Genomic DNA, 22224 nt, shown 5'->3' on the forward strand with positions numbered 1-22224 from the left:
CGACGGGGAGCGTCGCCCGGGTGATGGTCACAGTGGCAAATGCCGACTCAACAAGGCGCGCAAGGCCGCTGGCTTCACCGGCTTGGCCAAGTAATCCAGCCCCGCGGCGTGCACTTGGGCGACCATCTCGGGGCGGCCGTCGGCGCTGATCACCACGCCCGGCACCGGCTCACCGAGGCGGGTGCGCAGCCAGGCCATCAATTGAGTCCCGGTTTCGCCGTCATCGAGGTGGTAGTCCACCAGCGCCAGTTGCGGGCGCATGCCCTGGTCGAGCAGCGTCGCGCATTCCTCGCGGTTGCGTGCGGTAAACACCTGGCAGCCCCAGCGCGTGAGCAGGCTGTTCATGCCGATCAGGATGCTGTCTTCGTTATCCACGCACAGCACCTGCGCGCCCGTGGGCAGGCGGCCATTGAGCTCGGCGACCTTGCCAGGGGCGCTGGCCTGGGCGCGAGCCAGCGGCACGCTGACGCTGAACACGCTGCCTTTGCCCGGCCATGAACGCACTTGCAGTTGATGGCCGAGTACCCGGCACAAGCCGTCGGCAATCGCCAGGCCCAGCCCCAGGCCTTTCTCGGCGCGGGTCTGGTGGCTGTCCAGGCGCTTGAACTCTTCGAAGATCACCTGGCGCTTGTCTTCCGGGATCCCCGGGCCACGGTCCCAGACTTCCAGGCACAGTTGGTCGCCCTTGCGGCGTACCCCCAGCAGCACCGGGCCCTTGGCGTAGCGGAAGGCATTGGTGAGGAAATTCTGCAGCACCCGGCGCAGCAGTTTGCTGTCGCTGTCGACCCGCAGGCGGCTGCCGCGCAGGCGGAACTTCAAGCCTTGTTCGCGGGCCAGGGCCTTGAATTCAGCGCCCAGGGTGTCGAACAGTTCGTTGAGCACAAAGGGCTGGCGATCCGGGTTGATCTTGCCGTTTTCCAGGCGCGAGATGTCCAGCAGATCGCTGATCAGGTCCTCGGCCGAGCGCAGCGAACTGTCCAGGTGCTGCACCAGTTGCTGGGTTTCCGGGCTCAGGTCTTCGTCACGGTGGGACAGGGCCGCAGAGAACAGGCGCGCCGCATTCAAGGGCTGCATCAGGTCATGACTGACCGCCGCGAGGAAGCGGGTTTTCGACTGGTTGGCCGACTCGGCCGTGCCTTTGGCTTCGGTCAGGGCGACGTTCAGTTGCGACAGTTCGTGGGTCCGCTCGGTGACGCGGCGCTCCAGGCCTTCGTTGGCCTCGGTCAGCGCCTGCTCGGCTTCGCGGAACGCGGTGATGTCGGTGAAACTCATGACAAAACCACCACCCGGCATCGGGTTGCCGATCAACTCGATCACCCGGCCGTTGGGGAACAGCCGCTCGGACGTGTGGGCGCGCCCCTGGCGCATCCAGTGCAGGCGGCGGGCCACGTGCACTTGCGCCTCGCCAGGGCCGCACAGGCCGCGCTCGGCATTGTGGCGGATGATGTCGGCAATCGGCCGGCCGACACTGATCAACCCGTCGGGGTAGTTGAACAGTTCCAGGTAACGGCGGTTCCAGGCCACCAGCTTGAGCGACTGGTCGACCACGCTGATGCCCTGGGTGATGTTCTCGATTGCGCCTTGCAGCAGTGCGCGGTTGAACTGCAGCACCTCCGAGGCTTCGTCGGCGATGCGCACCACGTCTTCGAGCTGCATTTCCCGGCCTTCAATCGCGGCTTTCACCACGGCACGGGTCGATGAAGCCCCCAGGACGCCGGCGAGCAGGCGCTCGGTGTGGGCGATCCATTCACCGTCGGCATTCTGGTTCGGGTTGAAGCCTTTGCCCTGGCGATAGGCGAAGCGGATGAAGCTCTGCCGCGCTCGTTCTTCGCCCACGAAACGGGCCGCCAGTTGCAGCAGGTCGTCGATCTGCACCGCGAGCAGTGAGCGGGCATTGGGCCGCGCGCTGATCTCCTGGCCGATGAAGCGCCCGGCCTGCCAGTGTTCCGAGACCCGGGTGCGGGACAGCACCGAGACCCAGGCGAACAGGGTGAAGTTGCCCGCGAGGGAAAGCACCACGCCCTGGGTCAGCGGGGTGATCGGCAGGTTCAGCGGGTTGCTGTGCAGCCAGCCGAGGCCGGGGAAACTGCTCAGCGACCAGCCCATGCTGTGGGCGGCAATCGGCAGGATCAGCGTGTAGAACCACAGGAAGGTACCGGCGGCGAGGCCGGCGAATACGCCGCGGCGGTTGGCCTGTTTCCAGTACAGCGCGCCAAGCATCGCAGGCGCCAGCTGGGTGACCGCGGCAAAGGCGATCTGGCCAATGGTGGCCAGGCTGGCGGTGGAGCCGAGCAGGCGATAGGCGACATAGGCCAACAGCAGAATCACCACGATGCTCACGCGGCGGACCGAGAGCATCCAGTGGCGGAACACTTCGAACGGGCGCTCGGCGTTTTTGCGCCGCAGCAGCCACGGCAGCAGCATGTCGTTGGACACCATGGTCGACAGCGCGACACTGGCAACGATCACCATGCCGGTGGCGGCCGAGGCACCGCCGATGAATGCCAGCAGCGCCAGGGCCGGATGGGCCTGGGCCAGTGGCAGGCTGATGACGAAGGAGTCGGGCAGCACCGAGCTGGGCAGCAGCATTTGCCCGGCCAGGGCAATCGGCACCACGAACAGCGCGGCCAGGGCCAGGTAGGCGGGGAATACCCATTTCGCCAGGCGCAGGTCCTGGGGTTCGATGTTCTCCACCACCGTGACGTGAAACTGCCGGGGCAGGCAGATGATCGCCATCATCGCCACACCGGTCTGCACCACCATCGACGGCCAGTTGATGGTTTCCTTCCAGTATTGCTCCAGGCGCGGGGCGAGCATGGCCTGGTCGAACAGGTCGTCGAAGCCGTCGTACAGGCCGTAGGTGACAAATGCGCCGACAGCAAGAAAAGCGAACAGCTTGACCAGCGACTCAAAGGCGATTGCCAGCACCATGCCCCGGTGGTGCTCGGTGGCATCCAGGTTGCGGGTGCCGAAGACGATGGTGAACAACGCCAGGATCAGCGACACGATCAGCGCCGTGTCCTGGGCGCGGGTGCCCATGGCGTCGGCGCCGGCGCCGATCAGCAGGTTGACCCCCAGGACGATACCTTTGAGCTGCAAGGCAATGTAAGGCAGGACCCCGACCAGGCAGATCAGCGCCACCACCACCGCCAGCGACTGGGATTTGCCGTAGCGGGCGGCGATGAAGTCGGCAATCGAGGTGATGTTCTCCTGCTTGCTGATCATCACCATTTTTTGCAGGACCCAAGGCGCGAACACCAGCAGCAGGATCGGCCCCAGGTAAATCGGCAGGAACGACCAGAGCTGTTCGGCGGCCTGGCCCACCGCCCCAAAGAAGGTCCAACTGGTGCAATAGACAGCCAACGACAGGCTGTACACCCAGGCGCGCATGCGCGGCGGCAGCGGCGTGCTGCGGCGGTCGCCATAAAAGGCGATGGCGAACATGATGGCCATATAGGCCAGGGCGACGGCGGCGATCAGCCCGCTGGACAACGACATGGAAACTCCTGGCAAAAGACGCCCGGGATTGCAGCCCGGTCGGACAGTCTCGCACGATGTTCAGGCGGCGTCAGTGTCGACCAAGGTCTCAGCGTGGCGGGGTGTCGCAGGGCGATCGTGTGCCAGCCGAGCCTGAGCATCGCATTTGCGTTAGCCTTGGTCATCCATCAGTACCGTGCCCAAGGATTACCCCCACCCATGAAGATCATCCGCAGCAAAGCGTTTACCGGCGAACGTGCCTGGGCGGCGCTGGATATTGCCAACATGAATGGCATCACCACCCGCCTGCACTGGACGGACCAGCCATACAAATGGCACGTCAACGATGGCCAGGAAGTGTTTGTGGTGCTCGATGGACAGGTGCAGATGCGCTACCGCGAGAACGGTGTCGAGCAGGCCGTTTTGCTGGAGGTCGGGGATATTTTCTACGCGGCGGTGGGCACCGAGCACGTGGCTCACCCACAAGGGCCGGCGCGGGTGTTGGTGGTCGAATCCGAGGGCAGTGTGTAAGCGCATATCTGCAAAATAGATAACAGTTAGAGATATTACCCGTTATATAGATATTCGATCCGGTTCTATCATGGGCTCTACCTCATCAGGGGACAGGAGCTCAGTATGCAATGCGCCACTCGCCACAAAATTCTCAACCGACCCTTGAGCCAGTTGCAGCATCCGCGCGAAGTGATTCGCCAGTTCACACCTAACTGGTTCGCCGCCACCATGGGCACCGGGGTGCTGGCATTGGCCCTGGCCCAGTTGCCGCTCGCGATCCCCGGACTGCGGGTGTTCGCCGAGGGCCTGTGGCTGTTCAACATAGGTCTGTTTGTGTTGTTCAGCGTGTTGTATGCCGCGCGCTGGGTGTTGTTCTTTGATGAGGCGCGGCGGATTTTCGCCCACTCCACGGTGTCGATGTTTTTCGGCACCATTCCCATGGGCCTGGCCACCATCATTAATGGTTTCCTGGTGTTTGGCGTGCCGCGCTGGGGCCAGGAGGTGGTCCAGGTGGCTGAAGTCCTGTGGTGGATTGACGTAGCCATGTCGCTGGCCTGCGGCGTGCTGATTCCCTACATGATGTTCACCCGTCAGGAGCACAGCATCGACCAGATGACGGCCGTGTGGTTGTTGCCGGTGGTGGCGGCGGAAGTCGCGGCAGCCAGCGGTGGCCTGCTGGCCCCGCACCTGGCGGACGCCCATGGGCAACTGGTGATGCTCTGCACCAGCTACGTGCTGTGGGCCTTTTCGCTGCCGGTGGCGTTCAGCATCCTGACCATCCTGTTGTTGCGCATGGCCTTGCACAAATTGCCCCACGAGAACATGGCGGCGTCGAGCTGGCTGGCGTTGGGGCCGATCGGCACCGGGGCGCTGGGCATGTTGCTGCTGGGCGGTGACGGGCCGGCGATCTTCGCGGCCAATGGCATGCCGGGAGTGGGAGAGGTGGCAGCGGGGTTGGGGCTGATCGGCGGCATCACCCTGTGGGGGTTTGGCCTGTGGTGGATGCTGATGGCCGTGCTGATTACCCTGCGCTACCTGCGCGACGGCATTCCCTTCAACCTTGGATGGTGGGGCTTTACCTTCCCGCTGGGGGTCTATTCGCTGGCCACCCTGAAACTGGCGAGCACCTTGAATCTGCTCTTCTTCAGTGTGTTCGGCTCGGTGCTGGTGATGCTGCTGGCGAGCCTGTGGCTGATCGTCGCCAAGCGTACGGTGCAAGGTGCCTGGCGCGGTGAGTTGTTTGTCTCGCCGTGCATCGCCGGATTGAAAAAATAGTCCTAAGGTTGTGGCCTGGATCGCTCAGCGACATTCCAATAAGAGCATCCAAGCCATTCAGGGACATGGAAGATGAGTCAACCTTCGCAGTTCACCTTGCTTCGCAAGCGGCGTTTCCTGCCGTTTTTTCTTACGCAATCGCTCGGGGCGTTCAACGACAACATCTTCAAGCAGTCGTTGATCCTCGCCATTCTGTACAAGCTGGCCATTGAGGGCGACCGCTCGATCTGGGTCAACCTGTGCGCGCTACTGTTTATCCTGCCGTTCTTTCTGTTTTCGGCGCTGGCCGGGCAGTTCGGGGAAAAGTTCGCCAAGGACGCGTTGATCCGTCTGATCAAGCTGGGAGAAATCGCCATTATGGCGGTGGGCGCGGTCGGCTTCATGTTCGATCACCTGTGGCTGATGCTGCTGGCGTTGTTTGCCATGGGCACCCACTCGGCGCTGTTCGGTCCGGTGAAGTATTCGATATTGCCCCAGGCGCTGCGCGAAGAAGAATTGGTCGGCGGCAATGGCCTGGTGGAAATGGGCACCTTTCTGGCAATACTCGCCGGGACCATCGGTGCCGGGATCATGATGTCCTCCAGTCACTACGCCCCCATCGTTTCCACGGCGATCATCGCCATCGCGGTGCTCGGTTACCTGGCCAGTCGTGGTATCCCCCGTGCGGCGGCCTCCACGCCTGAGCTGCGGCTGAACTGGAATATCTTCAGTGAGTCCTGGGCCACCTTGCGCCTGGGCCTGGGGCAGACGCCAGCGGTGTCGCGCTCGATTGTCGGCAACTCATGGTTCTGGTTCGTCGGGGCGATTTACCTGACGCAGATCCCGGCGTACGCCAAGGAGTGGATGCACGGCGACGAAACCGTGGTGACCCTGATCCTGACGGTGTTTTCGGTGGGGATTGCCCTGGGCTCGATGCTCTGCGAGAAACTCTCCGGGCGCAAAGTCGAGATTGGCCTGGTGCCCTTTGGCTCCTTTGGCCTGACGGTGTTTGGCCTGTTGCTGTGGTGGCACTCCGGCGGTATTCCGGACAGCGTCCAGGGCCATGGCTGGCTCGACGTGCTCGGCTTTGCACATACCTGGCTGGTGCTCCTGGATATTCTCGGGCTGGGGGTGTTTGGTGGTTTCTACATCGTGCCGCTGTATGCATTGATCCAGTCGCGCACGGCCGAACACGAGCGGGCGCGGGTGATTGCCGCCAACAACATTCTCAACGCGCTGTTCATGGTGGTCTCGGCGATCGTTTCGATTGTCCTGCTGAGCCTGGCCAAGCTGACGATTCCCCAGTTGTTCCTGGTGGTGTCGCTGCTCAATATCGGCGTGAACACCTATATCTTCCGCATCGTCCCCGAGTTCAGCATGCGCTTCATGATCTGGCTGCTCAGCCACTCCATGTACCGCGTGCAGCACCGTAACCTCGAGTTGATCCCAGACGAGGGCGCGGCGTTGCTGGTGTGCAACCACGTGTCCTTCGTTGATGCACTGTTGATTGGCGGCGCGGTGCGTCGGCCGATTCGCTTCGTGATGTACTACAAGATCTACAACCTGCCAGTCCTGAACTTCATCTTCCGCACCGCGGGGACGATTCCCATCGCCGGGCGCCACGAAGACATTCAGATCTACGAAAAGGCCTTCAGCCGCATCGCCCAGTACCTGAAGGACGGCGAGCTGGTGTGCATCTTCCCGGAAGGCAAACTGACCGCTGACGGCGAGATCGATGAGTTCAAGGGCGGGCTGACGCGGATTCTCGAGCAGACCCCGGTGCCGGTGATTCCATTGGCCCTGCAAGGGTTGTGGGGCAGCTTTTTCAGCCGCGACCCGAACAAGGGTTTCTTCCATCGGCTCTGGTCGCGGGTGACCCTGGTGGCAGGCCCGCCGGTGGCCGTGGAGGCGGCCGCGCCGGCGCAGTTGCAGGCGCGGGTGAGCGAGTTGCGGGGGACGGTGCGTTAGACGTGCGCCGATAAAAAAAACGCCCGCGTTATGCGGGCGTTTTTTATCCAGCGGATCAGGCCGCGCTGATCTTCAGCCCGACCAGCCCGGCGATGATCAGCGCAACGCTGGCCAGGCGGAACAGCGCCATGGATTCACCAAACAGGATGATCCCGGCGATGACCGTGCCCACTGCGCCTACGCCCGTCCAGATCGCGTAGGCAGTGCCCAGTGGCAATTCCTTCATCGCCAGCCCCAGCAAGCCGAGGCTGATGACCATGGCGGCGATGGTCAGGGCGGTGGGCAGAGGGCGGCTGAAGCCGTCGGTGTACTTCAGGCCAACGGCCCAGCCGACTTCAAACAGACCGGCGAAAAACAGAATGATCCAGGACATGCAAACCTCCATCGATTGACGGGGTCGTCCCCAGATTAATGACTCGATCGAGCCGCGAGGTCGTCCTCGCGTTGCGCAGTATAGTGCCCATCATTAAACCGGGGATCAAGTGCCCGCGTCAGTCAGCCGCTTGTTGTGCCGCAAGCTCCCGGTCCTGTTTCTCACTCATGCGCCGGAAATAGGTCGAGAGCAGGGCGCCGGAAATGTTGTGCCAGACGCTGAACAGGGCGCTGGGTACCGCTGCCAGCGGCGAGAAGTGCGCGCTGGCCAGGGCGGCACCGAGGCCGGAGTTCTGCATGCCGACTTCCAGTGCCAGGGTTTTACGTTGCGCCAGTGGCAATTTGAACAGGTGGCCGGTGAGGTAGCCCAGCAGGTAGCCGAAGCTGTTATGCAACATCACTACCGCCATGATCAGCAGGCCGGATTCGGCAATTTTCGCCTGGCTGGCGGCGACCACTGCGGCCACGATGATGACGATGCTTACCACCGAAATCAGTGGCAAGACCTCGACTGCATAACGCGCCCGTGCGCCGAGCACGCGCTGTGCGATCACGCCGAGCACGATAGGCAGCAGGACGATTTGCAGGATCGACCAGAACAAGTCCATGAACGAGACGGGCAGCCAGGCCGAAGCCAGCAACCAGATCAGCGTCGGGGTGAGCAGTGGGGCCAGCAGCGTGGTGATGGCGGAGATGGCTACCGCGAGTGCGAGGTCGCCCCGGGCCAGCCAGGTCATGACATTGGAGGAGGTACCGCTTGGGCAGCAACCCACCAGGATCACCCCGACGGCGATTTCCGGTGGCAGGCTGAACACCTGGCACAGCAACCAGGCCATGCCCGGCATGATCACGAACTGTGCGACCACACCCAACGCCACGCGCCACGGATGACGGGCGACTTCGGCGAAGTCTTCGAGCTTGAGGGTCAGGCCCATGCCGAACATCACCAGGCCCAGCAGTGGCACGATGGCGCTTTTCAGGTCGATGAACCACGTCGGTTGCAGGAATGCCACGACTGCAAAAATCAGTACCCAGTAAGCAAAGGTGTTGCCGACAAAACGACTCAATGCTGCCAATGCGCGCATGACCTGCTCCTTATTATTAGTTACACCATAAAACACTTGTAGGAGCGAGCTGGCTCGCGATGGTGTATCAGGCGTCACTCATTTGCCTGACACACCATCGCGAGCCAGTTCGCTCCTACAGGAGAGATCGCCAGGCTTTAGATGCCTTGCGGAGTCTCTTCGCCGCCCAGCGCTTCTACCAGTGCCGGGATGAATTCGCCGAAGGTCAGCATCATCAGGGTGAAGCTGGCATCCAGTTGACCCAGGGCTTCGTCGCCGCCGTCCTGTTCCGCCTGGTCTTGCAGCAGGTCTTCGAACTTCAGGCGCTTGACCACCATCTTGTCGTCGAGGACAAACGACAGTTTGTCTTGCCAGGCCAGGGACAGTTGGGTCACCACTTTACCGGTGCTCAGGTGCAGCTGGATTTCTTCGCTGGTCAGGTCCTGACGTTTGCAGCGCACGATGCCGCCGTCTTCGTGGGTGTCGCGCAGTTCACACTCGTCCAGTACAAAGAAGTCGTCCGCGGCTTTCTGGGTGGTGACCCATTCGGTCATGGTTGCGGTCGGCGACATTTTCACCGTCAGCGGACGCACCGGCAGGGTGCCGATCACTTCGCGCAGGGTGGACAGCAGGTCTTCGGCACGTTTCGGGCTGGCCGAGTTGACGAGGATCAGGCCCTGCTTCGGCGCGATGGCGGCGAAGGTCGACGAGCGGCGGATAAAGGCACGCGGCAGGAACGCCTGGATGATTTCATCCTTGAGCTGATCGCGTTCCTTCTTATAGACCTTGCGCATTTGCTCGGCTTCGATCTCTTCGACTTTTTCCTTGAGTGCGTCACGCACGACGCTGCCTGGCAGGATGCGTTCTTCCTTGCGTGCGCTGATCAGCAGGAAATCACCGCTGACATGCACCAATGGGGCATCTTCGCCTTTGCCGAACGGCGCGACGAAACCGTAGGTGGTCAACTCCTGGCTTGCACATGGACGCGCCAGCTTGGTGGCCAGTGCAGTTTCCAACGCCTCGGCATCAACAGGCAGATCTTGGGTCAGGCGATAGATAAGCAGGTTTTTGAACCACATGGGGTGAGTCTCTCCTTTATACAAAGGGGGGCATTATTCTCCGCGCAGCTCAATAGGCCAACCCTTCGCTAAGCCTTTGGAAGGCCTGAAAAAATTATTTAAAAAAGTGCTTGCCAGAGGTGGGGTCGCTCCGTAGAATGCGCGCCACACCGAAGCGAAGGGTGATTAGCTCAGCTGGGAGAGCGTCTGCCTTACAAGCAGAATGTCGGCGGTTCGATCCCGTCATCACCCACCATTCGTTTCAAGTGTTACGCGCAGCGGTAGTTCAGTCGGTTAGAATACCGGCCTGTCACGCCGGGGGTCGCGGGTTCGAGTCCCGTCCGCTGCGCCATATTCGGTAACCTGGAACGCTGAACGCCAGGTCACCACGGAAAAGCCCGCCTAGGCGGGTTTTTTTCTGTCCGAAGTTCCTGCAGGAAGCATGTTTCACCGGTTTTTAGATTTATTTGAAAAATACTTCAATTAAATCAACACTTTATAAAAACCTGTGGCATAATGTGTCCCGCAACGAAGGTAAAGGGTGATTAGCTCAGCTGGGAGAGCGTCTGCCTTACAAGCAGAATGTCGGCGGTTCGATCCCGTCATCACCCACCATTTACTTTCAACGCTTAGCGCAGCGGTAGTTCAGTCGGTTAGAATACCGGCCTGTCACGCCGGGGGTCGCGGGTTCGAGTCCCGTCCGCTGCGCCATATTCGGTAACCTGGACCACTGAACGCCAGGTCACCACAGAAAGCCCGCCCAGTGCGGGCTTTTTGCTGTCTGGGGTTTAGCAAACTTGCGTTCGCGCCCTCGGAACACCTTGGCCTTGCGGGCCAAACCCCATTCGCCGCCGTCCATTCGGACTGCGCCTGATACATGTCAACGGCCACCCCGGCCAATTCCTATAGAAAGTACTTGGGCGCTGCACATCGCGGTTGCCGTTTGCTGAACCTATAAAAAAGCAGTGGCACCTGGCCAACGGGAAAACCCGACGCCGATGCCATAAGGGGTGTTTTCAATGGATCTGAATTTGCCGCGACTGGCCGTGCTGGTTTCGTCGTTAGTGTTTGTGCACCACCTCCACGCCAGCGAGCCGTCGTCGGCAGCGGCTACCCAGGCCGACCCGTTGATCGCCCAAGGCAAGTATGTGGCCCAACTCGGCGACTGCATTGCCTGCCACACCGCCAAGGACGGCGCGGTGATGGCCGGCGGCCTGGAACTGACAACGCCCATGGGCACCCTGTATTCCAGCAACATCACCCCCGATCCAGAGACGGGCATTGGCCGCTACACCTTCGAGCAGTTTGACCGGGCCATGCGTCAGGGGGTGACGCCGGCGGGCGACAACCTCTATCCGGCGATGCCGTACCCGTCCTACGCCAAGATGAGCGAATCGGATATGCGGGCCCTGTATGCCTACCTGATGCAGGGGGTCAGCCCGGTCAAGCAGGCCAATCTGCAGGCGGACATGAGCTGGCCGTTCAACCAGCGTTGGGGGCTGTGGTTCTGGAACAAGCTGTTCGTCGATGACGCTCCTTTTGTCGCGGACCCGGCCAAGGACCCACAGGTGAGCCGTGGTGCCTATCTGGTGCAGGGCCTGGGACACTGCGGTGCTTGTCATACCCCACGGGGTATCGCCTTCCAGGAAAAGGCCATGAGTGACGCCGGTACCAGCGGCAAGCACTACCTGGCCGGGGAGACCGTCGAGCACTGGCGCGCACTCAGCTTGCGCAACCTGTGGACGGTGGAAGACACCGTGCAGTTGCTCAAGACCGGGCAGAACCGATTTGCCACGGTGTCCGGCAACATGGCGCAAGTGATCCATCACAGCACCCAGCACTTTACCGATGATGACCTGACCGCCATCGCGACCTACCTCAAGTCGCTGCCGGCCGGCCCGGATGACCTGCCGCCACCGTCCTTGCCGCTGGCCCCGGCAGCTCCTCCGGCGACGCTGTACAGCAGCCGTGGCGGCCTGGGCTACACGCAGTTCTGTGCCGACTGCCACCGCGCGGATGGCGGCGGTGTGCCGGCGATGTTCCCGCCACTGGCAGGCAACCCGAGCGTGGCCTCGGCCGATCCGACGTCGTTGCTGCACATTACCCTGACGGGCTGGAAAACCGCCGAGACCCAGACCCACCCGCGGGTCTACACCATGCCTGGGTTTGCCCGGCTGGCCGATGACGAGATCGCTGAGATCCTCAGCTTCGTGCGCACCAGTTGGGGCAATGAGGGCTCAACGATCACTGCCGCCCAGGTCAAACAGCTGCGCGGCCAGCTCAAGCCGGTGGACGGGCCCGTCACCTTCGAAACCCCACGCCTGGCCGATATGCTGGTGGCGCCCAATGCCCCGCAGGTCGTGCGGGGCATGCGCCTGCACCTGCAGACCAAGGCCCTGTTGCCGGACAACGTCGGCAACGCCTTGAACTGCACCAGTTGCCACCTCAATGCCGGCACCGTGGCCGATGGCTCGCCGTTTGTCGGGGTCTCGGCGTTCTTCCCGAGCTATGCGCCGCGTGTGGGACGGGAAATCACTCTGGCCGAGCGCATCAATGGGTGTTTCCGTCGTTCGATGGATGGCAAGCCGCTGCCCGTCGAGTCGGCGGACATGCAGGCGATGATTGCCTATTTCGACTGGATGAAGCGCAACACCCAGGCCGGGGACAAGGTGGCCGGGCGTGGCGTCGGCAAGATCGATCCGGCGATCAAGCCTGACCGCGCCAACGGCGAGCGGGTCTACGCCAAGCAATGCGCGGTGTGCCATGGCACTGAGGGCGAAGGGCTGAAGAGTGCCAAGGGCGAGTGGGTGTTCCCGCCGCTGTGGGGCGAGGAGTCGTTCAACATCGGCGCTGGCATGGCGCGCACCTATACCGCTGCGGCGTTCGTCAAACGCAACATGCCGATCGGCTTTCACGAACAGTTCCCGCTGGGGCAGGGTGGGCTTTCCGATCAGGAGGCGGTAGACGTCGCCGAGTACTTCTCCCACCAACCCCGTCCGGACTTCCCGGACAAGCACAAGGACTGGCCAAAAGGCGGCAAGCCACAGGATGCCCGGTACTGAGCCCTGATGGGCCGCACGCCAGTCACCTGACGCGCGTGCGGCTGGGGCCTACTGTTCGGCGTTACGGGCGTGTCGGTAATCGCTGACCGCTTCGTACACCGCTTTGCGCAGCCGATTGATCCCGCCGATGGGGCGATGGGCCTCCAACCCGAACCAGGGATTGAACGACTGGTTGTCGCATTGCAGGTTCAGTGCCGGGGTGTCGAAGTCCTGGGCGGGAATCCGGATGCGCGCCACGGTTTCGAACGGCGCGTCGCTTTCCTGCCATTCAATACTGGTGTCTTCGATCGGCATGTATGCGCGCGGATCCTGACGCTGGATCTGCAGGACAAAGCAGGCCGGGACCCGGTCCGTCGACAGTTGCTGGTTCAATGCGCTGCGCAGGAAGTTCGGCAATGCCTGGTTCTGCGCGGGCAGGGTGTAGCTCGGGCAACTGTCGGGGTCGGGGGCCACGCGGAATTTGGCGTTGGCGTTGCCGAACTTATAGGGCGAGACGGAAAAGTAAGTGCTCTGGGTCGGGCTTGTCGGCGCCGGCGCCAGCGTCGCCAGGGCGATGAACAGGTGGCGCACCTGCCAGCTGCGCGGGTCCCAGCCGGGAAAGAACGCCAGGACCTTTTTGCCGTCAGCCTGGGCCGCGACGTTCTGTCGGTACTCGGCGACGTCACTGACGAAAAAGTTCGGGTGGTTGAACATGACAAAGTCCTGTTCGCCACGGCCTTGGCGGTCCTTGAGCAACTGCGTTCCGGGTACATCGAGCAACTTCAGGGCCATGCCCCGGGCGTCGCGCATGCTGTCGAACTGCGGGTAGGCATTGCCGTTGGACAGTCGCAGGGTGGCTTGCCAGGTCTTGCCGGCTTCGCTGAATACGCCCTGGCGCAGGTCGGGAGCCAGGTCGGTCAGCACCTGGACCTCGGCCTTCAGGCAGCCGTGCGCCTTGGCGTGGGCATCACGCAGGTAACGGGTGTTGTCGCGGTGCTGGTCGACGATGCGCACGGCGGTCTGGATCACCTCCTGGGTCATCGCGGTTTCGCCGGCGGGTATCTGCTCCTGGGCGGACACCGGCCCGCTGTGTTGCCAGGCCCACCAGGCGCTGGCCAGGGCCCAGCCGAGCAGGCCGAGCCCGAGCAGCCACAGCAGGGATTTAGCCAAGAACGCCGCGAGGCGCAGCCATAAGCTCATCAACATGTAAAACTCCTTCCTGGCTGTCCGTGGCTCATGGCAATTGCGCCTCCAGGGGGCCGCCCAGTACCTTCAGGTACTCCAGCAGCGCCCAGCGCTCCTGGGGCAGCAACAAGCGCCCGATGACCCCGTTACCCCGTTCGCCGGCGCGGAATTCGTGGCCGCTGTTATGGTTGCCGGTCACCCGCGTATCGAACACAAACCCGTTGTCGAAGGCTTCGGTGCGATAGCCCAGGTGTTTGGGGTCGTACTCGAAGGTGCCTTTATAGAAGGTGCTCGCTCGTTCACTTTGCGGTGACAGCAGTTGGTAGAGGCTCGGCACCGAACCGTTATGCAGGAAAGGCGCCGTGGCCCAGACGCCGGCCAGCGGCCGGGCTTTGTAGGCCACGCGCTCGCGCACGCCGATCGGCAGGGCGAATCCATCCATGTCCGGCCGCTCTTCTGGGGTGACGTTGGCCTCGCGGTAGGCGCGGCTCTCGACGAAGGCGGTAACGTAGGCCAGGCCCTTGGCGACTGACAGCTGGCTCAGGTCCAGAGGCTCGGTGGGCGTGGGTTGCAGCTTGACGTCGAGGTTGGCCAATTCCGCCGGGTCCCATTGCAGAGGGGTGACGTCGAAGCGGTGCTGCGCGATGTTGTGGGCGCTGGAGGGATCGGTGCCGATCACTGCCACCGGCAGCATCTTCAACTGCTGCTCGGGGCGACCGTTGGCCTGGATCACCTTGGGCACGTGGCAACCGGCGCAGTTCTCGGCGAACAGCGCACGGCCCTGGGCGGCCAGGGGCTTGTCGATGGGGCCCAGCAGTGCTTCGGGCCAGGCCGGCGGCTTGAGGCGCTTGAGGGTTTCTTCGATCAGGTGCAAGTCCCGCACGCGCACGCTGGAGGGGTAGCGCGCATCGCCCTTGAGCGGTTGGCCATTGGCATCGAAGAAATTCAGGGTGGCACCCACCCCCAACGCCTCGCCGACATTGCGCGCCATGGGCTGCTGGGCGGAACCGTTCCACTGCACCCAGTCGAAGGTCCAGATGTCCCACAGTTGTGGATAGTCCACTGGCGCATTGGCTACCCGGTAATTGTCCGGGGAGATGGCGTCGCCGAAGGTGGCATTGGCGATACGGCCGAAGGCGTCGGTGCGCCCGGGACCTTCCTCGGTGGGGTAGAGGCCGCGATGGGTGTCGTTCCAGGCCACCCGCAGGAAGGTGTCCAGCGAGGCCTTGAAATCCTTGCGCAGTTGTTCGTGCCCGGTGTCGTAGTCCTGACCCAGCACGTTGCGGGCGAAACGTTCGAATTTCCACGGGTTGTAATAGGTCGAGGCAAGACTGGCCACCAGCGCCTGGCCGAAGCTGCCGCCGCGCAAGGTGGGTACGCTGGAGGGCAGCACGTGCTGCGCCGTACCGCCATCGATGCGCAGGGCCTGGCCCTGGTAGCGCAGCTCACCGGTGTGGCAGGCGGCGCAGGTAATATCCAGATACTCTTCTTTACTGCCAGGATTCTGGTGCCTGGCGAAGCCCACCGGCAGGTTGCCCGGGTTGCTGGGGGTGGCCGTTTGCGTCGGGTCCACCAGAAAGCCGAAGCGCGCCAGGTACTGCGGCGCGGCAAAGCGCTGCTCGGAAAACGGCAGCTCAAGGGCCTTGAACCAGTCGTACCGCAAACCCTTTACCTGGGTGCCCTGGGGGGTGAAGTAATAGGTCTGGCGATCGGCGTCGCTCCACTGGTCGAGGTAATTCACCTGGGTGACAGGCGTATAGACCGGCAGCTTGGGGTTGGCCACGTAATACAGCACAACGGCCAGCGCGACCCCCAGCAGGAGCAGAATCAGCAGTAGAAAACGGAGCAGCAGGCGCACGATAAACGTCCTTGTAGAGTGATCGGGGTGTTATGCCTGAGCTCAAGTTTGGCAGCAAGAGGCCATTACGCCATAGCCTGTGAGAACAGGCTGCATCTGCCCTCGGCCGAAGCTGACAGAAACTTCACCCGGTTCCTGGGCAAAACGCGTTAAAAGACCTGAACTTATCGGAGCTTTCCTGCTCTCATGCCGGTAGCCATTGGTCGTGGCGGCCTGATAAGCTCGCGGCTTTATTCGATTGCCCTTTAGGCGCATGAACAAGGAAATAGCATGAAACAGCATCGGTTGGCGGCGGCGGTGGCCCTGGTTAGCCTGGTACTTGCGGGTTGTGACTCGCAGACCAGCGTAGAGCTGAAAACCCCGGCGCAAAAAGCTTCCTACGGTATCGGCCTGAACATGGGCAAGAGCCTGGCTCAGGAAGGCATGGATGACCTGGACTCCAAAGCCGTAGCCCAAGGCATCGAAGATGCTGTCGGCAAGAAAGAACAGAAGCTCAAGGATGAAGAGTTGGTCGAAGCCTTCGCAGCGCTGCAAAAGCGTGCTGAAGAGCGCATGGCCAAGATGAGCGAAGAGTCGGCCGCAGCCGGCAAGAAATTCCTCGAAGACAACGCCAAGAAAGCCGGTGTGACCACCACGGCTTCCGGCCTGCAGTACGAAGTCGTGAAGAAGGCCGACGGCGCCCAGCCTAAGCCTACCGACGTCGTGACTGTGCACTATACCGGCACCCTGACCAACGGCACCGTGTTCGACAGTTCGGTCGAGCGTGGCAGCCCGATCGATCTGCCAGTCAGCGGCGTGATCCCGGGTTGGGTCGAAGGCCTGCAACTGATGCACGTAGGCGAGAAGTACAAGCTGTACATTCCTAGCGAACTGGCCTACGGCGCACAAAGCCCTAGCCCGGCAATTCCGGCCAACTCGGTGCTGGTATTCGACCTGGAGCTGCTGGCGATCAAAGATCCAGCCAAGCAAGACGACGCCAAGTAAGCTGCGTCGGATTGAAATACAACGCCCCGTTTATCCGGGGCGTTGTTGCATCTGGCGGCCGGTGGTGGAAAATCCAGTCGAACCGACACCGGTCGTAGCAGTCATAGCATTGAAGGCGCCGCCGTTAGCCGCACCAGGCCGCCAAGTCAATGAAATGTTGGGGTTTTTTCATGTGAGTAAAAAACGCCCGATCTGACTTGAGCCCTTGTAAAACGGGGCTTTGAGGCCTGAAAAGCGGCTCTGTTCACAAGGTTATCCACAATTTGTGTGGATAACATTTCAGTGGAGGCATGATGAAAACACCCTGGAATTTTGCTCGGTTCCTGCCCTTGGCCGGTCGCTTGATCAGTCGAGGCCGTTTGCCGACCCTGCTTTTCGCAGTGGCCAGCAAGGGCGCCAGTCAGGGTTTCCGCCTGGGCAAGCTCAAGGACGACCTGCGCTTGCTGCAGGCGCTGTGCCTGGCTTACTGGCGCGGCGAGTACCGGGCCATCAGTCCCAAGGCACTGGTATCGGTGGTGGCCGGCCTGATGTACTTCCTCAGCCCCTTGGATGCCGTTCCCGATTTCATCCCGATGTTTGGCATGCTGGATGACATCGCTGTGCTGGCGTGGCTGATGAAAACCCTGGATGACGAGCTGACGGCTTTCCGTCTCTGGCGCAACCGCCAGCACCCGGAAAAACTGGTGAGTCTCGAGCGCCTGCCTGATTCGCCCGAGCAGTTGTTGCTTCAGGGCCCGAAAAAAACCTGAATCGAATCAGATTCATCCAGAGATTGATACGCCCCAGCGACCTTGGCGACTGTTAGGATTACACTTCAAGGGAAAAGTGCCGACTCGCTAAGTGTTGTTGTCCTACGGGGTAGTCATGGATATTCAGATAATCACACGTGATGGTGAGCCCGAATACGCGGTGTTGCCATGGGCGCAGTATCAAGCATTGTTGAAAGCTGCAGGCGTCAAGGAACAACCACCGCGTGCAGCCACAGTCCCGCACGCGGCCACCTCGGACCCGGTTCTTCCGGGCCTCGATCAACTGCGTCATCTACGTGAAGAACAGGGCATTGCCATTGAGGCGCTGGCCCGCACCGTAGGCATCAGCCCTTCCTACCTGGCCTTGATCGAAAGTGGCGAGCGCCAGCCCGACGCCGCGATTCGCCGCAGCCTGGCCTGGGAGTTGAAGGTGCAGGGTTGGAGGGATGAATCGTGAGTGTACGGATCAGTCGTCAACATTGGGACGGTTTGCTCGGTGAGCTGGATCAGGCGCGCCGCCAGCGCCACTTGCTGACTTATCGTGCGCTGCTGGAGCGGCTGCAGTTGCCGAGCCCGGCCATGCAAACCCTGACGGCCGCCCTCGAGCACTTGGCGGCACTGGACGCCCGGGCCGAACAACCGCTGCGCAGTTCGCTGGTGATCAGCCAGGGCGCGAGCCGATTGCCGCGCACTGGGTTCTTCGAGTGTGTGGAGCGTCTGGGGCGTTTCTCCGGGCCCTCCGACGGCGTGGCAGCGGCGTCCTGGCATGCTTCGGAAGTGGTTCGTGTGTTCGAGTACCAATACCCTGAATCTGCGGAGGCCTGAGTGTTGCTACGACTCAAGGCGCATGTCAGCTACTGGCTGGCCCGCCGGCTGTTTCACTGGTCCTGGTTTGTCCGTCAGCCGCGAGGCTGGGCTTGGCTGGAGGGGCAGTTTGCGCGGATGGCCAACCTGGGGGACGTGGGGGCCCAGAGCTTCTATGGTCACATCCTGGCGTTTCGCGGGGTTGGCCTGGGGGCTCGCGAGGAGGGGGTGCGTTTGCTGCGCCTGGCAGCGTTGGCGGGCGATGGCAAGGCGGCCTATCAAGTTGGCGTGATCAGTCTGGCCGGGACTCCGAGCAAGGCTCCGGATCCGGTGGAGGCGGCTCGCTGGTGGGGGCTGGCGGAAAAGGCTGGGCATCCGTTGGCGGCGATCAAGTTGCGGGAATTGGCTGTGCGGTCTGGTTGATCTTGGATTTTGTGGGCATATCCATTGCAGCGGTCACGGCGGCTGAGGGTTTCGCCCTTACGGCCAGGCACTTTTGGCAAACGCCCCAAAAGGACTTGCCGGGGTATGACTCACCCACATGGGTTACAAATTGGTTCACGCACATAGGTAACAGTTTTTAACTGGCAGGGTCGATTTCGCGAGGATCTGACCATGCCCTGATGCGGCAAGAATCTCGTGGGCAAAAAAAGACCGGGCAAGCCCGGTCTTTTCTGGTCAGCGTGTTGCTGGGATGGCCATTACTTCTTGTTGCTGGCGACCGCGGTGTTGAGTTTCAGGTAGTCCAGCAGGATCCGCCCGGTTTCGCTCAGGTAGGCGTCGTCTTCCGGCTTGGTCTTGTCTGGCTCGGCCGCGATGGCGTCTTCGTCTTCTTTTTTCAGTTCCTTGAGCGGCTCTTCGCCTTTGGCTTTGCGGCGGATGTTTTCCATCGCCAGCTGTTGGGCTTCGATATCGGTGTGTTGCGCGCGGCGTTCGGCTTCGTTGAGGCTGACGGTTTTTTCTGCCATCAGCTTCTGGGCCAGGGCCAGTTTGTCGCGGATGAAGACAAACTCGGCGTCCCTGGCGGTACGCTCGTCATGCTCGGACTTGAGCTGGGCGATGAAGGGTTTGAATGGGTCGACGGCCGGTTTGATGGCCGGGCGGATGGTGTCCCACGGCATGGCTTCAGGCAGTGCGCTTTCGCCGATTTCCTTGGTGTCGATGATCGACGGGTAATCGATGTCCGGCAGTACGCCCTGGTGTTGGGTGCTCTGCCCGGAAACCCGGTAGAACTTGGCCAGGGTCAGTTTCAGTTCGCCATGGTTGAGCGGCTGAATGGTCTGTACCGTGCCTTTGCCGAAGGTCTGGCCGCCGATGATCAGCGCGCGGTGGTAGTCCTGCATGGCGCCGGCAAAAATCTCCGAGGCCGAGGCCGACAGGCGATTGACCAGCAACGCCATCGGGCCTTTGTAGAACGCCCCTGGGTTTTCGTCTTCGAGTACATCGACCCGGCCATCGGCATTGCGCACCAGGACGGTCGGGCCCTTGTCGATGAACAGGCTGGTCAGTTCGGTGGCTTCCTGCAGGGAGCCGCCGCCGTTGTTGCGCAGGTCGATGACCACGCCGTCGACTTTTTCCTTCTGCAGTTCGGTCAGCAGTTTCTTGACGTCGCGGGTGGTGCTCTTGTAGTCCGGATCACCGGCACGGAACGCCTTGAAGTCGAGGTAGAAGGCCGGGATCTCGATGACGCCGAGTTTGTAGTCCTTGCCATCCTGCTTGAGGTTGAGCACGGACTTTTTCACCGCCTGGTCTTCAAGCTTCACCGCTTCGCGGGTGATCGGCACGATCTTGCTGGTCTGGTCGTTGGGTGCATTGCTGGCCGGAATCACTTCCAGGCGGACCACGGTGCCTTTCGGTCCGCGGATCAGCTTGACCACTTCGTCCAGGCGCCAGCCGACCACGTCGACCATTTCCTTGTTGCCCTGGGCGACACCGATGATCTTGTCGGCCGGCGCGACCATCTTGGTCTTGTCGGCTGGACCTGCAGGCACCAGGCGCACGACCTTGACCTGGTCGTTATCGCTCTGCAACACGGCGCCGATGCCCTCCAGGGACAGGCTCATGTTGATGTCGAAGTTTTCCGCGTTATCCGGTGACAGATAGTTGGTATGCGGATCGTAGGACATGGCGAAGGTGTTGATGTACGCCTGGAAGATGTCCTCGGCGCGGGTCTGGTCCAGGCGCGACAATTGGTTCTTGTAGCGCTTGGTCAGGGTTTCCTGAATCTGCTTGGAGTCCTTGCCGGCGATTTTCATGCGCAGCACTTCGTCCTTGACGCGTTTGCGCCACAGGTCGTCGAGTTCGGCATTGGACTTGAGCCACGGGGCGTCCTTGCGATCGATCAGCAAGGTTTCCTTGGCGTTGAAGTCGATCTTGTCCACGCCTTTGTCGAGTTCTGCCAGGGCGAACTCCAGGCGGGATTTGACCCGGTCCAGGTAGCGTTTGTAGATGGTGAACCCGGGTTTCAGGTCGCCACTCTTGAGGAAGTCGTCAAACTGGGTTTTCCATTTGTCGAATTCTGCAATGTCGCTGGCCATGAAGTAGCTGCGCGATGGATCCAGCAGCTTGAGGTAGCTGTCGTAGATGATCACCGAGCGCGCATCATCGAGGGGCGGCTTACTGTAGTGGTGGCGCTTGAGCAGCTCGACGACGTTCAGGCTGGCGATCACCTCGTCACGGTCGGGCTGAAGCTTGTCCCAGCTATTGGCTGCGAACGTATCGGGCGCGAGCGACAAGCTGCCCAGGCCGATGAGGAGGGCGAGTGCGGTGCTGGGGAACAAATGCTTCATGCCGATTCGACGCGGGGACAATTGATAACGCATATTAGGCCGTCTTTGAAGTCGCCGGTTCCACAAGGACCGGTCGCATAATGCAAAAAGCCCGGCGCTATAGCATCGGGCTCAGTCCAGACTCACTATGGAGGCACTGTGAAGGCATTGCAAGGCGTTGAGGGACATGTGGAGTGGGTTGAAGAGCCGGCTCCGGTCTGTGATGTGGGGCAAGTTCGCATCCGTGTCGCGGCCGCGGGGTTGAATCGGGCCGATCTGCTGCAGCGAGCGGGGCTCTATCCTGCGCCTCCGGGTGCCAGCCAGGTGCTGGGGCTGGAGTGCTCCGGGGTCATCAGCGAGGTCGGCCCGGGCTCATCCTGGCAGATCGGTGACCGGGTGTGTGCGCTGCTGGCCGGAGGAGGGATGGCCGAGGAGGTGGTGGTCGATGGTCGCCACGTCCTGCCGGTGCCGGAGGGCCTGTCGTTGGCCGAAGCGGCGGCGCTTCCGGAGGTGTACAGCACCGCCTGGCTGAACCTGTTTCAACTGGCGGCGCTCAAACCCGGGGAAAAAGTCTTGCTGCATGCCGGTGCCAGTGGCGTGGGTTCGGCGGCCATCCAGCTGTGCAAGGCCTTTGGCAACCCGTGCTGGGTCAGTGTCGGCTCGGCCGATCGGCTGGCCTATTGCGAAGCGCTGGGCGCCCAGGGCGGGGTGGTGCGCACCGAGGGTCTGGAGGGGTTGAGCGACCTGGGGCCGTTCGATGTGATCCTCGACCCGGTCGGCGCCAACTACGCGGCGTTGAACCTGAAGGTGTTGGCCCGGGACGGACGCTGGGTGTTGATTGGCCTGATGGGCGGGCGTGATGCCAAGCTCGATCTGGCGCAGGTGCTGGCCAAGCGTATCCAATTGTTGGGGTCGACCCTGCGCAGTCGCGACGAGCAGTTCAAGGCCGATCTGTTCAGCGATCTCAGCCAGCACGTCTGGCCATTGTTCGCCGAAGGCCGCTTGAGCCCGCAACTGGCCAAGACCTTCCCGATCAAGGATGCCGAGGCGGCGTTTGCCGAACTGGCGACCAATCAGGTGTCGGGCAAGCTGGTGTTGGTGATTGACGAGAGCCTGACCTGAGGCGATT

At 62.0% G+C, this 22224-nt stretch carries 17 protein-coding genes and 4 tRNA genes; 14 read left to right on the plus strand and 7 right to left on the minus strand.

All coding sequences use genetic code 11. The features are described 5' to 3' along the window. Positions 1–27 precede the first annotated feature (27 nt). Positions 28–3498, minus strand: a complete 3471-nt coding sequence (locus Q1W70_RS17395) for a hybrid sensor histidine kinase/response regulator (protein WP_166589084.1) — start codon at positions 3496–3498, stop codon at positions 28–30. 198 nt (positions 3499–3696) lie between these two features. Between Q1W70_RS17395 and Q1W70_RS17400 the strand changes: the two genes are divergently transcribed. The 3 genes from Q1W70_RS17400 to Q1W70_RS17410 all read left to right on the plus strand — a co-directional run bounded on the left by Q1W70_RS17400 (position 3697) and on the right by Q1W70_RS17410 (position 7212). Next, on the plus strand, positions 3697–4008 hold the full coding sequence (locus tag Q1W70_RS17400) for a cupin domain-containing protein (RefSeq protein ID WP_166589083.1): 312 nt from the start codon (positions 3697–3699) through the stop codon (positions 4006–4008). Positions 4009–4113: 105 nt separating this feature from the next. Continuing rightward, positions 4114–5265: a TDT family transporter gene (locus Q1W70_RS17405; RefSeq protein ID WP_166589082.1), complete on the plus strand. Its 1152-nt coding sequence runs from the start codon at positions 4114–4116 to the stop codon at positions 5263–5265. Between the two features lie 72 nt (positions 5266–5337). Further along, positions 5338–7212 (plus strand): MFS transporter, encoded by a 1875-nt coding sequence (locus Q1W70_RS17410; protein ID WP_166589081.1) that lies wholly within the window; start codon positions 5338–5340, stop codon positions 7210–7212. A 55-nt stretch (positions 7213–7267) separates the two neighbouring features. Here the strand turns inward: Q1W70_RS17410 and sugE are convergent, their stop codons facing one another. From sugE to rdgC, 3 genes are all read right to left on the minus strand, one after another. Beyond that, positions 7268–7585 carry a quaternary ammonium compound efflux SMR transporter SugE gene (gene sugE, locus Q1W70_RS17415; protein ID WP_166589080.1) on the minus strand — a complete coding sequence of 106 codons (318 nt, stop codon included), beginning with the start codon at positions 7583–7585 and terminating at the stop codon, positions 7268–7270. A 118-nt stretch (positions 7586–7703) separates the two neighbouring features. Beyond that, complete coding sequence (locus Q1W70_RS17420) at positions 7704–8669, minus strand: bile acid:sodium symporter family protein (protein WP_166589079.1); 966 nt, start codon at positions 8667–8669, stop codon at positions 7704–7706. A gap of 137 nt (positions 8670–8806) precedes the next feature. Beyond that, positions 8807–9727 carry a recombination-associated protein RdgC gene (gene rdgC / locus Q1W70_RS17425; RefSeq protein ID WP_166589078.1) on the minus strand — a complete coding sequence of 307 codons (921 nt, stop codon included), beginning with the start codon at positions 9725–9727 and terminating at the stop codon, positions 8807–8809. 159 nt (positions 9728–9886) lie between these two features. Here rdgC and Q1W70_RS17430 point away from each other — a divergent pair. The 5 genes from Q1W70_RS17430 (at position 9887) to Q1W70_RS17450 (ending at position 12768) form a co-directional block, all read left to right on the plus strand. Beyond that, positions 9887–9962, plus strand: a tRNA-Val gene (locus Q1W70_RS17430). Positions 9963–9981: 19 nt separating this feature from the next. Continuing rightward, a tRNA-Asp gene (locus Q1W70_RS17435) sits at positions 9982–10058 on the plus strand. A 187-nt stretch (positions 10059–10245) separates the two neighbouring features. Beyond that, a tRNA-Val gene (locus Q1W70_RS17440) sits at positions 10246–10321 on the plus strand. A 19-nt stretch (positions 10322–10340) separates the two neighbouring features. Then, positions 10341–10417, plus strand: a tRNA-Asp gene (locus Q1W70_RS17445). A gap of 308 nt (positions 10418–10725) precedes the next feature. Next, the gene (locus tag Q1W70_RS17450; RefSeq protein ID WP_166591659.1) at positions 10726–12768 is read left to right on the plus strand and encodes a c-type cytochrome; all 2043 of its coding nucleotides are present in this window, start codon (positions 10726–10728) and stop codon (positions 12766–12768) included. 48 nt (positions 12769–12816) lie between these two features. On the opposite strand, the gene Q1W70_RS17455 is transcribed toward Q1W70_RS17450, so the two are convergent. Together Q1W70_RS17455 and Q1W70_RS17460 are read right to left on the minus strand one after the other, a co-directional pair. Then, positions 12817–13953: a catalase family protein gene (locus Q1W70_RS17455; RefSeq protein ID WP_166591658.1), complete on the minus strand. Its 1137-nt coding sequence runs from the start codon at positions 13951–13953 to the stop codon at positions 12817–12819. Positions 13954–13981: 28 nt separating this feature from the next. Continuing rightward, entirely contained in the window at positions 13982–15790 is a 1809-nt protein-coding gene (locus tag Q1W70_RS17460) for a di-heme-cytochrome C peroxidase (RefSeq protein WP_166591657.1), read from the minus strand. 270 nt (positions 15791–16060) lie between these two features. Between Q1W70_RS17460 and bamJ the strand changes: the two genes are divergently transcribed. The 5 genes from bamJ to Q1W70_RS17485 all read left to right on the plus strand — a co-directional run bounded on the left by bamJ (position 16061) and on the right by Q1W70_RS17485 (position 18750). Continuing rightward, complete coding sequence (gene bamJ, locus Q1W70_RS17465; protein ID WP_095170311.1) at positions 16061–16774, plus strand: BamJ family beta-barrel-assembly machinery protein; 714 nt, start codon at positions 16061–16063, stop codon at positions 16772–16774. A gap of 293 nt (positions 16775–17067) precedes the next feature. Then, a complete protein-coding gene (locus Q1W70_RS17470; protein ID WP_166591656.1) occupies positions 17068–17523 on the plus strand; it encodes a YkvA family protein in 456 nt (151 codons plus the stop codon). Between the two features lie 115 nt (positions 17524–17638). Next, positions 17639–17980 (plus strand): helix-turn-helix domain-containing protein, encoded by a 342-nt coding sequence (locus Q1W70_RS17475; protein ID WP_166591655.1) that lies wholly within the window; start codon positions 17639–17641, stop codon positions 17978–17980. Next, positions 17977–18348 (plus strand): hypothetical protein, encoded by a 372-nt coding sequence (locus Q1W70_RS17480; RefSeq protein ID WP_166591654.1) that lies wholly within the window; start codon positions 17977–17979, stop codon positions 18346–18348. Before Q1W70_RS17475 ends, Q1W70_RS17480 begins: the two co-directional genes overlap by 4 nt. After that, positions 18349–18750: an SEL1-like repeat protein gene (locus Q1W70_RS17485; protein WP_166591653.1), complete on the plus strand. Its 402-nt coding sequence runs from the start codon at positions 18349–18351 to the stop codon at positions 18748–18750. 278 nt (positions 18751–19028) lie between these two features. On the opposite strand, the gene Q1W70_RS17490 is transcribed toward Q1W70_RS17485, so the two are convergent. Further along, positions 19029–21116 (minus strand): carboxy terminal-processing peptidase, encoded by a 2088-nt coding sequence (locus Q1W70_RS17490; RefSeq protein ID WP_166591652.1) that lies wholly within the window; start codon positions 21114–21116, stop codon positions 19029–19031. A 138-nt stretch (positions 21117–21254) separates the two neighbouring features. Between Q1W70_RS17490 and Q1W70_RS17495 the strand changes: the two genes are divergently transcribed. Next, complete coding sequence (locus Q1W70_RS17495) at positions 21255–22217, plus strand: zinc-binding dehydrogenase (protein ID WP_166591651.1); 963 nt, start codon at positions 21255–21257, stop codon at positions 22215–22217. The last annotated feature ends 7 nt before the right edge of the window (positions 22218–22224 follow it).

The sequence above is a fragment of the Pseudomonas kielensis genome, from assembly GCF_030505375.1.
GTDB classification, from domain to species: Bacteria; Pseudomonadota; Gammaproteobacteria; order Pseudomonadales; family Pseudomonadaceae; genus Aquipseudomonas; species Aquipseudomonas kielensis.